This is a genomic window from Chryseobacterium indoltheticum, from assembly GCF_003815915.1.
Classification (GTDB): Bacteria; Bacteroidota; Bacteroidia; order Flavobacteriales; family Weeksellaceae; genus Chryseobacterium; species Chryseobacterium indoltheticum.
In genome coordinates this window covers 1940190-1952884 of the sequence record NZ_CP033929.1, presented here as the reverse complement: position 1 = coordinate 1952884, position 12695 = coordinate 1940190, and the positions used below count along the sequence as shown (strand labels likewise).

The 12695-nt window shown below is 33.7% G+C and carries 13 protein-coding genes; 3 read left to right on the top strand and 10 right to left on the bottom strand.

Annotated features, from left to right (window positions below; genetic code table 11):
- The first annotated feature begins 57 nt into the window (after window positions 1-57).
- On the top strand, window positions 58-297 hold the full coding sequence (locus EG358_RS09145; protein WP_076562208.1) for a hypothetical protein: 240 nt from the start codon (window positions 58-60) through the stop codon (window positions 295-297).
- A 3-nt stretch (window positions 298-300) separates the two neighbouring features.
- Window positions 301-621: a type II toxin-antitoxin system RelE/ParE family toxin gene (locus tag EG358_RS09140; protein ID WP_076562209.1), complete on the top strand. Its 321-nt coding sequence runs from the start codon at window positions 301-303 to the stop codon at window positions 619-621.
- A gap of 71 nt (window positions 622-692) precedes the next feature.
- Here EG358_RS09140 and gldG read toward each other — a convergent pair whose 3' ends face one another.
- The 6 genes from gldG to kbl form a co-directional block, all read right to left on the bottom strand.
- Complete coding sequence (gene gldG / locus EG358_RS09135) at window positions 693-2360, bottom strand: gliding motility-associated ABC transporter substrate-binding protein GldG (protein ID WP_076562210.1); 1668 nt, start codon at window positions 2358-2360, stop codon at window positions 693-695.
- Window positions 2361-2364: 4 nt separating this feature from the next.
- Window positions 2365-3093, bottom strand: coding sequence for an ABC transporter permease subunit (locus EG358_RS09130; protein ID WP_076562211.1), 729 nt, complete (start codon window positions 3091-3093; stop codon window positions 2365-2367).
- Between the two features lie 109 nt (window positions 3094-3202).
- The gene (locus EG358_RS09125) at window positions 3203-3751 is read right to left on the bottom strand and encodes a CopD family protein (protein ID WP_076562212.1); all 549 of its coding nucleotides are present in this window, start codon (window positions 3749-3751) and stop codon (window positions 3203-3205) included.
- Window positions 3752-3843: 92 nt separating this feature from the next.
- Window positions 3844-4494: a hypothetical protein gene (locus EG358_RS09120; protein ID WP_076562213.1), complete on the bottom strand. Its 651-nt coding sequence runs from the start codon at window positions 4492-4494 to the stop codon at window positions 3844-3846.
- 83 nt (window positions 4495-4577) lie between these two features.
- Window positions 4578-5018, bottom strand: coding sequence for a toxin-antitoxin system YwqK family antitoxin (locus EG358_RS09115; RefSeq protein ID WP_083677091.1), 441 nt, complete (start codon window positions 5016-5018; stop codon window positions 4578-4580).
- A 67-nt stretch (window positions 5019-5085) separates the two neighbouring features.
- Window positions 5086-6282, bottom strand: coding sequence for a glycine C-acetyltransferase (gene kbl / locus EG358_RS09110; RefSeq protein WP_076562214.1), 1197 nt, complete (start codon window positions 6280-6282; stop codon window positions 5086-5088).
- Window positions 6283-6448: 166 nt separating this feature from the next.
- On the opposite strand from kbl, the gene EG358_RS09105 reads away from it, so the two are divergent.
- Complete coding sequence (locus tag EG358_RS09105; protein WP_076562215.1) at window positions 6449-7315, top strand: cupin-like domain-containing protein; 867 nt, start codon at window positions 6449-6451, stop codon at window positions 7313-7315.
- A 141-nt stretch (window positions 7316-7456) separates the two neighbouring features.
- On the opposite strand, the gene EG358_RS09100 is transcribed toward EG358_RS09105, so the two are convergent.
- The 4 genes from EG358_RS09100 to dacB all read right to left on the bottom strand — a co-directional run bounded on the left by EG358_RS09100 (window position 7457) and on the right by dacB (window position 12556).
- Window positions 7457-8371, bottom strand: coding sequence for a T9SS type A sorting domain-containing protein (locus EG358_RS09100; protein WP_076562216.1), 915 nt, complete (start codon window positions 8369-8371; stop codon window positions 7457-7459).
- A 245-nt stretch (window positions 8372-8616) separates the two neighbouring features.
- A complete protein-coding gene (locus EG358_RS09095; protein ID WP_076562217.1) occupies window positions 8617-9024 on the bottom strand; it encodes a hypothetical protein in 408 nt (135 codons plus the stop codon).
- 61 nt (window positions 9025-9085) lie between these two features.
- Window positions 9086-10969 carry a M1 family aminopeptidase gene (locus EG358_RS09090; protein ID WP_228421459.1) on the bottom strand — a complete coding sequence of 628 codons (1884 nt, stop codon included), beginning with the start codon at window positions 10967-10969 and terminating at the stop codon, window positions 9086-9088.
- A gap of 120 nt (window positions 10970-11089) precedes the next feature.
- A complete protein-coding gene (gene dacB, locus EG358_RS09085) occupies window positions 11090-12556 on the bottom strand; it encodes a D-alanyl-D-alanine carboxypeptidase/D-alanyl-D-alanine endopeptidase (protein WP_076562219.1) in 1467 nt (488 codons plus the stop codon).
- Between the last annotated feature and the right edge of the window lie 139 nt (window positions 12557-12695).

The window sequence follows — 12695 nt, the reverse complement described above, 5'->3', positions numbered from 1 at the left end:
CAGATATCAGACAAATTCTATCTACAAATTTGTATATTTGATTAAAATATCAAGATTATGGATTTGCAAGCCCGTAAATTAAATCTAATCACTTATCTCGCTCAAATTCAAGATGAAAAATTCTTTGAAGAGCTTGAAAATTATATCTTGACCAAATTTGAAAAAGAAGACCATTCCGAATTTGTACCATTTTCCGTCGATGCTCTCCGTAAACGTATAGAACAGTCGGAAGAAGATTTTAAAAATGGAAGATTCAAAACTCAGGAAGATTTAGAAAAACAATCTTCAAATTGGTAATACATGAAAATTGTCTGGACTGATTTTGCGATTAGAAATCTAAAAAGTATTTTCGAATATCACGTTGAAAAAGCTAACCGAAAAATCGCTCACAAGATAAAGCAGAAGATTCTTACTTCTGCAAAACAGCTCATTAGCAATCCTGAATCTGGTCAACTTGAGTTTTATCTTGAAAGTTTGAACCAGAATCACAGATATATTTTAGAAGGAAACTATAAAATAATCTACCGAATTGTTGAAAGCAACATTGTAATTAACGATATATTTGATGTAAGACAAAATCCAATAAAAATGATTGATGAAAAAAGAAAAATTGATTCTTGATCTTAAATACAAAATATGAAAATAAATCAAAAAAAAGAGAAACCTCACAGTTTCTCTTTTTCTATATCATTCTATCCGAATTTCTTTTTTCTTAACCAGAAGAATAAACCTCCTAAAAGTCCGATGATTGCTAATGGTAGAAATAAATTAAGATATTGCCAATTTGTTCTTTCATCAGCGATTCTGTGGCGGTCTAGAAGACGTTCTTCAATGTTTCTGTTTCTGAGTTCCATCAGATTGCTGTCGTCAAGAAGATAATCTAAAGCATTTCTAAGGAACTGTTCGTTACCAAACTGTTCGTCAGTCAGCATATCAACTCCCAAAGGTAAAGCTTGTCCTTTAATGATTTTATTTCTTCCGACATCACCGTCTGCAATCACGATCATTTTATTTTCCGGACTTGTTGCTTTAAAGCCAGGATAAGATTTTCTTTCGATTCTTGAAGCATAAGCAGAATTAAATTTTCCTTCCAGAGCAACGGCAAAAATTTTCGGTGTGCTTGGCTTTTCCATTTGTCCGAGACTGTCTACGCTGGAAATTTCTTTTAGTTCAACATAATTTGGAACCTGCTTCAATAAAGTTCTTTCACTCGATTCAAATAAAACATGAGTTTTAAATTTCCTTCCGCCTAAGGTATCTATTGATGTAGGAAATTCTAGTTTTACAGGATTGATATTCTTCGTAATCGGATGATCGTGTTCTGCAATTCCCAAAGGAAAATACGGCCACGGAAGACTTGTATATTGTGCGTTTCCTCCTACTTCACCGGTAACCAGTTTTAAAAGTGCATATTTCTTCACATCTTTTACCAAAGCCGGGTTGATTCTTAACCCATAATTAAAGAAGAAATCGGTCATATTAATATCAACCGGGAAAGGCATTACTTTTTTAGATCTCGTCAAAGTATCCATTTCAGCATTTACGGCATCAATCATCCAAAGTGTTTTTCCGCCATTCATGATGTACTGATCAAGAATTACTTTTTCACCGTCGGTGAAAGCTTTTCTAGGTTTTGCAATCACCAAAGCGCTCATTTGTTTTAGTAAAGGAACATCTGCCTGAGTGATTTCCACATTATTTTTAGGAACAATCGGTCCTGCATCATAACTTTCTAAGGCAAGATTCATAAATCCCTCAAATTCACGGGGATTCAGCTCATCCTGATTCACAAGAATTCCTATTTTTTTTCTTTTATCTGAAGCAACTGCTTTGATGTTTGAAACTAAATTATATTCTAAGTTTTCAATCGACTTTCTCAATTGTTCTTCCGCGTTGATATTAGACTGCTGTACCACCAACGGAATAGAAACGCCTCTTTGGTTGTACTTTACAACAGCGTAAGGAAACAAAGTGATTTGCGAAACTTTTCCGTCTTTGATATCCGGAAGTATCGAAGGCTGCATTCCCATTGCCATCAAAGTATCTTGCGACATTTTTGTTTTTATGGGATCGATGAATTTAAAATCTATTTTTGGATTGATCTTTCTGAATTCTTCGAGCATAAACTTAGTTTCACTCTGCAGCTGTTTAAAGCTTGCCGGAAAATCTCCTTCAAGGTAAACATCTACCGTTAAAGGCTTTTTAACAGATTCTAAAACTTTAATTGTGCTATCTGAGAGCGTGTATCTTTTTTCTTTGGTTAAATCTAATCTGATGCCCGAAAATGCTAGAATTAATGCAACAGCAAAAGTTACAATCAATAAAATGGCAAACGGAGATTTTAGGTTGATCTTCTTCATGTTTTTACTTCTTTTTATTGATAAAATGATTAGACAATGTTAAGGTAAGACCAATGATGAAAACAAAATAGGCAACATCTTTAAAATCGATAAGACCTCTTGTGAAACCTAAGAAATGCTGATAAAAACCTACATTCTGCAAAATAAAATCTGCTCCGCCCAACAATTTATAACTCGCCAATTGTTCGATTCCGAAATACATGATGAAACACATGAAAACTCCTAAAAGGTAAGCCATGATCTGGTTTTGAGAAAGTGATGAAGCTAAAATTCCAACTCCTGAAAATGCTGCAATCAAAATAATTAAACCAAAATAGCTTCCGAAAGTCATTCCCATATCGATATTTCCTTCAGGAACTCCCAAAACGTAAACCGTATAAAAATAAATTACCGAAGGAATCAGACATAAAATCCCGACAACCCAAACGGAAAGAAATTTCCCTGAAACCAGATCTGAAACTTTCAGAGGCTGAGAAAACAACCAGTTTAAAGTCCCCGTTTGCTGCTCTTCCGCAAAAGTTTTCATCGACAACGCCGGAATGATAAACATCAGTAACCAAGGTACCAAAACGAAATAGCTCTGTAAAGACGCCATTCCGATGTCGAAAATATTAGAATCATTTTCGAAGAAAAACAAAAACAAAGTCGTTATCAGACTGAATGCCGCAATGATGATCCACGCGCTCCAGTTGCCGAAATAACTCCAAAGTTCTTTTTTTAAAATTGCAAACATGTTTTATTTAGGTTTTAGGTTATAGGAATTAGGTTTTAGATAATTGGCATTACATTAACTCACAATTGACCATTCACTATTAACTTTATTAATTTTTACTTGGCTCTTTTTACTTTTTCTTTTTCTTATTCACGAGCTTCACCGTCATCATAATTAAGAATACCAGAACGAAAAATCCTACGATTAATTGCCACCAATATTCAATAACCTGATATTTTAAAATAACGGTAAATACGACCAAAAATAAAATAAATGTGGCGATTTCGTTAGCCTGCCTCAATTTTAAATTGGCTGTTTCTAAAGTATTTCCGTTAAGCTCCACTAATTTTTTCACTTTTTTCCAGCACCAATAATGGTAAATGGCCAATCCGATCAGGAAAGTTAGTTTTAAATGAAACCACGGCATTTTCATTAAGCCCGGATTTAAAAAAATCATGACCAAACCACAAACTGCCATGATTACTCCGGCAGGAACGGTGATAATGTTCCATAATCTTCGAGCCATAAACGTATATTGCTCTCGCAAAATCGTCTTTTTTTCGTCTGAAAAAGCATCGGTATCTTTATAGTACACAAAAATCCTTACGAGATAAAAAATCCCCGCAAAATAACTGACCATAAAAATAATGTGTAACGCCTTGATGATGGTATAAAGCATCGTAAAAATTTGAGTGCAAAGATAGTTTATTTCAGAAAAAAAGTGAATTTTATATGAGAAAATGATGATTAAAGAAGATTAATTGAATTATTTTAAAATTTAAAAATAAGTTTAATATCAATATTGAAATTAAAACGAACGGTAGAACCTTCTCTGTTTAGTAAAAACTGGAATGGCAATCCATCAGTCGGTTCATATCCTTCTTCTCGATTCATCACATTGTTGTAAGAAATATCAGTTTGCCTGATTCCGAAACCAATTTTAGGCATAAATCCGAACCAGGACGATTCTTTGTGAAGCATGATGCTGTAATTGATGTTTAATCCCGCTTTAGTTCGTTTGTAATCTGCAGAACTGAATGAGTAATAGTTGTCATTTTCATCATAATAATTTCCATTGACATTATCACCTTTATGATTCAGGTAAAAAACTTCTGCGGAAACCAGATGTTTCAATCTAGAATCGGGATTTAAACTGTAAAAAACTTCCGGCCGAATTTCAAACATATTAAATTTCCCTTTGAAATCATTATGGTTAAAGGGCGTAATTCCTTCAGAACCATACCCTACTTCTGCACCCAGCCACCATCTTTCAGATACTTTGTGCATATAACCAATGTTATATCGCTGATCCCGAAATGGTGAAAACGTACTTACCGTAATAATCGATTTAAAATCTTCAGACTGCGCAGAAAGCTGACTCGCTAAAACACAAATAAAAAACAGGAATAAAGTTTTTTTCATCAAAAGATTTCAAAAGATTAATATGCTAAAAATAAAACAATTCTGTATTCGCCAGCAAAATAATTTATATTTCTGAAAAATAATTATTTATTAAAAGAAACACTGTCTATTTTTTTACCATCGGTGTATTTCTTAATATACTTCAGCTTTCCGTTTTCATCATAAAATTTCCAGTCTCCGAAATAATACCAATGGCGCTCGTTTTCAGAAATATCAAGTTTTGTTTGTCCTCGCTCCATGATATTTCCATTTCGATGATAAACGAACATTTTGGTTTTCTTTCTTCCAATTTTTTCTTTTTGATATAATTTATCCCCTACAAATGTTTTCCAGATTCCCACTTTTTCGCCTATCTTGTATCTTCCTGTAGTAACCAAAGTTCCTTCTTCGGTAGGATATTCTTCTTTCCACTTTCCGTGTCGTTTCTGAACTTTATCAGAGATTTTAATGTATTGATTGGTTTTGGTTTGACAAGAAACGAAAACAAAAATTGACAGCAGGGTTAGTAAGAAATTTTTAAGCATAAAAAAACAGAATTTCAGTAAATATAGAAATTCTGTTTTTATTCTACAATTGTAGAAGCGTTTATTTTTAAGAAATTACGCCTAATTCTTTTCCTACTTTTTCAAAAGCAGCAATTGCTTTATCTAAATGCTCTCTTGTATGTGCCGCAGAAAGTTGAACTCTAATTCTCGCTTTTTCTTTCGGAACTACCGGATAGAAGAAACCAATTACATAAATCCCTTCATCCATCAGTTTTTCTGCCATTTTTTGAGCCAATTTTGCATCGTATAACATCACAGGAACGATTGCAGCATCTCCATCAGGAATATCAAAACCTTTTGCTTTCATTTCCGTTCTGAAATATTCTGCATTTTCCATTACCGTATCACGAAGTGAAGTGTCGTCAGAAATCATTTCTAAAACTTTCAAAGCTGCACCAACAATTCCCGGAGCCAAAGAGTTTGAGAACAAATAAGGTCTAGAACGCTGTCTCAGCATATCAATAATCTCTTTTTTACCAGACGTAAATCCGCCCAAAGCACCACCTAAAGCTTTTCCTAACGTAGAAGTGATAATATCTACTCTACCCATTACTTCATTGGCTTCATGCGTTCCACGACCTGTTTTTCCAATGAAACCAGTAGCGTGAGAATCATCAACCATTACCAAAGCATCATATTTATCGGCAAGATCGCAAACTCCTTTTAGGTCTGCAACAATTCCGTCCATTGAGAAAACTCCGTCTGTAACGATGATTTTAAATCTGTGATTTTTTTCGGAAGCCGCAATCAGCTGAGCTTCCAAATCTGCCATATTATTGTTTTTATAACGGTATCTTGCAGCTTTACAAAGACGAACTCCGTCAATAATTGAAGCATGATTCAGTTCATCTGAAATAATAGCGTCTTCTTCTGTAAACAAAGGTTCGAAAACTCCACCGTTTGCATCAAAACATGCTGCATAAAGAATGGTATCTTCAAGACCTAAAAATTCAGCAATTTTCTCTTCCAACTGCTTGTGAATATCCTGAGTTCCACAAATAAAACGTACCGAAGACATTCCGTAACCGTGAGATTCTATCATATCCTGCGAAGCTTTCATTACTTCAGGATGATTTGATAATCCCAAATAATTATTGGCACAAAAGTTCAAAAGCTTTTTTCCATTTGCTTCTATTTCTGCACTTTGCTGAGAAGTGATGATTCTTTCTTTTTTAAAAAGACCGTCATTTTCGATATTTTTCAGCTCGTTCTTTAGATTTTCAAGATATTTTCCGGAGATCATTATAATTAAATTTAAGTTGCGCTAATTTAATAAAAAGGCATTAAACAAAATACGTTTCGGCACCTTTATTGATTTTTTGGGTTATAAATTATTAAAAAATCCAAACCAAATAGTCTACTAATTTTGTAGAATAATTATTACATTTGACCTTTCTTAATTCTTTATAATGAAATTGACACCGATAAAAAGAGTACAGAATATCAGTTCAGATGAATTTATTACCAATCACATGAAAGTCTGTAAACCTGTTATTTTAAAAGATTTTATAGAACAAGACAGTCCGGCTTTCCAAAAATGGAATTATGAATATTTCAAAGAAATAGCAGGTGAAACCAAAGTAAATATCTACGGCAGCGAGCTGGAAACTATTGACAGAGTTGCCAGTAAACCTGTGGCAGAAACCACTTTTTCAGAATATTTAGATTTAATCAGTACAAAAACTACAGAATACCGCCTGTTTTTATTTAATCTTTTGACCCTTAAACCAGAGCTTAAAGATGATCTTCATTACAAAGATGTAACAAAAGGAAAAGTTTTAAAATGGCTTCCATTTATGTTTTTTGGTGGAAAAGGTTCTATTACTAGAAACCATATTGACATTGATATGTCTCACGTTTTCATCACACAATTTCAAGGAATTAAAAGAATCTGGCTTTTTCCTTGGGAACAATCTGATTTGATGTACAAACTCCCGTATAATTTTCACAGCCTTGCTAATCTTCAGGAAGTTGATTACGAAAAATATCCTGCTTTGAAATTTCTTAACGGCTATGAAGCAGTAATTAATCCCGGAGAAACTTTGTATATTCCTTCCGGTTGGTGGCATTATATTCAATATGAAACTGAAGGATATTCTGTTTCCGTCCGAGCATTGCCATCAAGTTTACTTGAAAAATGGAGAGGTTTTAAAAATCTAGTCATCATCAGACATTTTGACAATGTGATGAGAAAACTTTTTAACGAAAAATGGTTTAATTATAAGGTGAAAATTGCTAACAAACGAGCTGAAAAAGCAATGAGTAAAGTTGGATGATGGATGCAGGAAGTTAGATGTTTTAATTAGCCTCCGTTTAAATCTTCACAAAATCAATAAAACTTCAGAATTAACGACAAAAAATATTTTTATCAATTCGACAACACCCCACTTCCATCATCTATCTTCCGGCCTATAATATTATTTTTTGATAATTTTCTTAGTAAATTCTGAAGTTAATGTTTTTACTTTCACCATATAAACTCCAGAAATAAAATCTGAAACATTAATTTTTTTTCCATTGGAGATTCCGGTTTCTTGAAAATTTTTAAGTAGACTCCCTTTTGCATCAAAAATTGTAATTGAAGTGATTTTACTTTCTGTTTCAATAGTTAATGTTTCTGCCGTCGGATTTGGATAAATTTTTATCGCTTCTTTTTTCACAGTTTCATCAGTGGAAAGCACCGGAAGATTATTGATCTGAATATTATCAACTCTGAAACCAGTCCCGTAATCATCATAAACGAAATCGATCGCCTGTACGTTTTTGTTGACTCCCAAAGCCCCCGAATAAATCTGAGTTCCATCTGCAAAATACTGTAAAGTATTATCAGATTGTTTAATGATTATTTTCAAATTATGCCATTGATTAGCCGCTAAAACAGGACCGTTTGCTAATCCCGTAGCCGTTCTGTAGCTTAATATTCCCGTTAGATAATCAATTTGAAAAGAGGCTGTATAATCTGAAATTAATGCGTTATTGTAAATTGCTATTTCATAAGATGAAGAATTGAGTCCTGCAAAATTATAATCAAAAGATATTTCAACATCATTGCTGGTCACAAAACTTGTAATATTCTTTTCAATTCCGCATTGATCTTGTACAACTCCGGTACTTAACATATTAAATGAATTGCTTCCATCGGTGGAATTAGAATTAACAACCGTCGCATTAGCAGCCGGAACTCCACCCCAGTTTGTCCAACCTTGTTGTCCCCCTAGATTTCCAACAACATATCCTTCTGAAGTTTCAAAAGAGATTTTTTGCATCTGCGCTTTAAAATAAAACGCTCCAAATGACAGACTTGCCATTACAATAAATAGTTTTCTTTTCATAGGAAATATTTAACAATTAATGAATCAACCAGTTATAATTGTAAAGGGTTGCAAAAGTAGTACCTTATTCTCAGTAATTTAAATATTTCTTTTTATATTTAATTAATATTCAAAATTTATCAAATACCACACTTGTATCATCAACATCTGACATGTATTTTCACGAAATCAATTTCACGACATTGAGAAACAAAAAAAAGCCTTCACGGATGAAAGCTTTTATGATAAAAAAACAATAATTTGTATTATTTTTTAATTTCAATTTTTTTGTACACAATTCCCTGAAAAGATTTTATTCGGTCTGCGCAATCGTCTGAAACAGGTGTCATCACAAGATTCTCACCTATTATTTCATAATTGTATTTACCTTTGGTTCCCACATTGCAAGGTGTTCCACCAGATTTTTTTTCAATATTGATGTCACCATTATTCAGAGTGTAATTCATCGTTTCGATGATTTTCTCTCCCTGCAGCACATCAAATTTATCTTTAGAGAATTTTAAAATAATCTCTGTTTCCTGAGGACTTTTTGCTAAACCATTCCATTGCGTATCCAGTAAAGGATTGTCTGATTTTTTAGATTCACAAGAAACAACATTCAACATTAAAAATGTCATTAAAAGGAATTTTAAAATAAATAAATTTGTTTTCATACGTACTATTTTTATGTATTTAAACAAATATACACTGAAAATCAATACAATAATTTATTTTTTATTCTTTTACGAATTTTAAATTTGAATTTAATATTTTAATAAAATAAACTCCTTTTTGCAGTATCGATACTTCAATCATTTTATCAGTTTTACCTTTTTTCACTAATCTTCCGTCTGCTGTGAAAATCTGATAGTCTGCTTCTCTTTTTAATCCGGAAACAAATAGATTTTCTTTAACGGGATTAGGGTAAATGCTAAACTCTTCATTTTTAAAATCTGCAGTGCTCAAAGTATTATCCTGAGAAACCGTAGAGTTTTTTTCTAACATCTGATATTCATAATTAAACTGTACGCTTGCAATAGGGAAAGTTACAGATTCTGTGAAATACTGATTATTTGAGGTATTATTTAAAGCAAAAAAAGCAGTCTGACCGCCTGTTCCGGTAACTTTTATCGGTAAAGGCATCTCAAAAAAACTAACTGACGAGTGGCTCTGAGTTTGTGAAGCCTTGAAAGTCACTTGGTTTCCAACCTGTTTCCATCGGATGTCATAAGTAGGATATCCTTGTCCGTAAATCCAGTCATTAAAAAATTCTGTAAAATCTTTTCCGGTCGAAGTAAGTAAAGAAGAATTCAGATCGGCAGTTTTCACATAGTTATACGCCAGATTTGGTCTTGCGTGATAGTCTTTTAATGCCTGATAAAATACCGTATCTCCCAAAATCCATTTAATCATTCTTACGACATATCCTCCTTTTGAATACGATAATCTTCCGCTAAAAATAGAATTGATGTTTCCCAGATTACTGTCTGCAACATAGACACTTCCACCGCTAACACTTGTAATATAATTTTTTTCACCTAAAAGATAATTGAGAAAATCGGCATTGTTCATGATCAGTTTTTCATACGCAAGATGCTCTCCAAAAGTAGCAAAACCTTCATTCAGCCAAATGTCATTCCAGGCTCCGCAAGTTACTTTATCACCAAACCACTGATGTGCCAATTCATGAGCAATAAGTTGCTTACTCCATGATCCCATTGACGACATGGTTTGATGTTCCATACCACCACCGGCTTCAAATTCCATGTGACCATATTTTTCATTGCGGAACGGATAAGGCCCGAAATAATTTTCGAAAGTATTCATCACCGTTTTCGTCCAATCGATATTTGCCATACTTGTTGCATTTGCATTCGTAGACGGATATATATAATTTACAAAAGGAAAGGGTGGATTTCCCATCGTATCATTTAGTTTTACAAAATTTGTAATTGAAAGTGCAATCAGATAAGCCGCCGTCGGATATTGTGTTCTCCAGAAAGTACGCTTTTGACCGTTTCCTAAAACAGTTTCAGACATCAATTTCCCATTTGCGGCAACGTTATATTGAGCAGGAGTCGTTACTTTAATATCAAATCTTTCAATTTTATCATTTAGACTTTGTTTTGTAGGAAACCAATCCTGTGCACCATAAGGTTCATTTAAAGTTGAAAGAATTGGTGTTCCGCCTTGAGAACCGTTGAAAAATGCATTGCCTGCTGTATTTGGAGCTCCGTTATATTGAATAGTTAAAGAATCTAAAACATTCGCGGGCAAAGAAGCTGTAAAATCTATTTTTATCTCTTTAGTTGGAAGTTGCTGAAAAGCAAGATTCTGACCATGAAAACTTACCTGAGAAACATTGAGGTTGAGATCAAGATCAAAATAAATACTATTCAATGCTTGTGTTGGCTTGAAATGAGAAGTTACCGATCCCGAGATATTGTAAACAGCAGGATCTATAGTGACCTCCATTCTTTGATACTGAAGATCGTAGTTCAACGTATTAGGATTAATATTTCCTGCAGCCATTTTAGCCGCATAAGATTTCATTTCTTTTTTTAATAAACCTTTTTTTTCTACATTCTCATTTTGCTGTTGAGCCGATAAAGTATTCATAAGAAAGATGCTTATGCATAAAATATAAAATTTTCTCATTGTCAGATAATTAGAGCTTAAAGATAAAAAAAACCTTTCAATCAAAGATTAAAAGGTTTCTATATGAAATTAATATTTTTTTTAAAGATCCAAAGCCGGTTTAAGAATTGTTTCCATCTTGCTTTTCACCTGTCCTACTGATCCTGAATAATTATTCACCATCAAAGAGAAAACAAGTGTTCTTCCAGAATTGGTTTTTAAATATCCTGCTAAAGTTTTTACCTTATTTAATGTTCCTGTTTTTGCAAAAACCTGTCCGTTTCCTTCTCCCAAAAACATACTTTTAAGCGTTCCGGACTGTCCGCCAATCGGAAGAGAATTAAAATATGCTTTGTAAAATTTCTCATCCATTAAAGATGTCAAAAACTTCACCTGAGAAATTGGCGTTACATGATTACTTCTAGACAAACCGCTTCCATCCATATAATTTAACCCTTCCAAATCGAATGCAATATCTTTTAAGTGATTATTAACCACGATTCTACCCGATTCTGAAGTCTGATCACCCATTTTCTGGAAACCTACTGTTTTAAGCAAAGCTTCGGCTAAAGAATTATCACTTCTTTGATTGGTATAGTAAATGATGTCGCCCAAAGTCGGAGATTTATAAGTTGAAATCATTTTTCTAATTTCAGGAGATGCATCTGTCATTTTAGGAGTTACTTTTCCGGTAACTGCTACTCCACTTTTCACCAAACTTGCTCTGAATGAATTGGCAAGGAATGCGGGTGCATCTGGTAATTTTGTTGTTAAAGTACCGTTCCCATCGTATTTCTCGGCATACACCATCTTGTTGGCATACGGCGAAACATAGAAAAATCTTTTATCAGCAGCAGGATTTATTGATTTTTTTACAATCAGTTTCTCGTTTGCAGGATTGATTTCTCGTGTTGTACCAACCGGAAGATAATAATTATTGTTTTCTAGCCACACAACATTTTCCGGAAGTACTGAAATGTTACCTTTGAAAAGCGCTGTCTGAATAATAATATCACCATTTACCTTTTTGATACCTTCACGAGCCATTCCGCCTGCGAAATCTGAAACAATATCTTTATAAGACCAGGCTCCCGCTTTATTGGTTCCCAACGATGGGTCACCACTTCCTACAATATAAAGATTCCCGTTTAAAGTTCCGTTCTCATCGATCGCTCCCGAATATTCCAACTGCGTCATCCAACGGTAGTTTTCACCCAACATGCTCATCGCAGTTTCGGTAGTTAACAGCTTAGTTGTAGAAGCGGGAACAAGCGGAGTGTTTTCGTTATAAGAAGAAATTATTTTCTTCGTTTTCGGGTCGTAGACCACAAATCCCCAGGTTGCATTTTTCAACACAGGATCCGTCATCATTGTGTTTACACTGATATCTACAAGTTCTTTTGGCGACAAAATAGCTTTTTCCACATACGCAGCTGGCGATGGAAGGTTTAAGCTTGTTTTATTGTCGTAATTCTGAGAGTAAAGAACTGTAGAAACGGTTGATTGAGCAAGTAGAAAACCAGCAGTCAGAACCGTAATACCTGAAATATATTTTCTGAAATTTACCATCTAATTTTTTCTTTTGTATATATTTTGGATTAAGTAAAGAACAATTAGTTAAATCATTCATCGTATTCCAAACATATAGTCAACGTCCAAATGTAGAAATTATTATGGTATGGTAGTTAGGTAGACTATAATAAAAGGC

Bases quoted from the DNA above. Each gene is read 5' to 3' on its own strand.
- dacB (WP_076562219.1), bottom strand. From the start codon at position 12,556: ATGGTAAATTTCAGAAAATATATTTCAGGTATTACGGTTCTGACTGCT.
- EG358_RS09140 (WP_076562209.1), top strand. From the start codon at position 301: ATGAAAATTGTCTGGACTGATTTTGCGATTAGAAATCTAAAAAGTATT.
- EG358_RS09115 (WP_083677091.1), bottom strand. From the start codon at position 5,018: ATGCTTAAAAATTTCTTACTAACCCTGCTGTCAATTTTTGTTTTCGTT.
- EG358_RS09100 (WP_076562216.1), bottom strand. From the start codon at position 8,371: ATGAAAAGAAAACTATTTATTGTAATGGCAAGTCTGTCATTTGGAGCG.
- EG358_RS09095 (WP_076562217.1), bottom strand. From the start codon at position 9,024: ATGAAAACAAATTTATTTATTTTAAAATTCCTTTTAATGACATTTTTA.
- EG358_RS09090 (WP_228421459.1), bottom strand. From the start codon at position 10,969: ATGAATACTTTATCGGCTCAACAGCAAAATGAGAATGTAGAAAAAAAA.
- EG358_RS09125 (WP_076562212.1), bottom strand. From the start codon at position 3,751: ATGCTTTATACCATCATCAAGGCGTTACACATTATTTTTATGGTCAGT.
- EG358_RS09120 (WP_076562213.1), bottom strand. From the start codon at position 4,494: ATGAAAAAAACTTTATTCCTGTTTTTTATTTGTGTTTTAGCGAGTCAG.
- kbl (WP_076562214.1), bottom strand. From the start codon at position 6,282: ATGATCTCCGGAAAATATCTTGAAAATCTAAAGAACGAGCTGAAAAAT.
- EG358_RS09105 (WP_076562215.1), top strand. From the start codon at position 6,449: ATGAAATTGACACCGATAAAAAGAGTACAGAATATCAGTTCAGATGAA.
- EG358_RS09145 (WP_076562208.1), top strand. From the start codon at position 58: ATGGATTTGCAAGCCCGTAAATTAAATCTAATCACTTATCTCGCTCAA.
- gldG (WP_076562210.1), bottom strand. From the start codon at position 2,360: ATGAAGAAGATCAACCTAAAATCTCCGTTTGCCATTTTATTGATTGTA.
- EG358_RS09130 (WP_076562211.1), bottom strand. From the start codon at position 3,093: ATGTTTGCAATTTTAAAAAAAGAACTTTGGAGTTATTTCGGCAACTGG.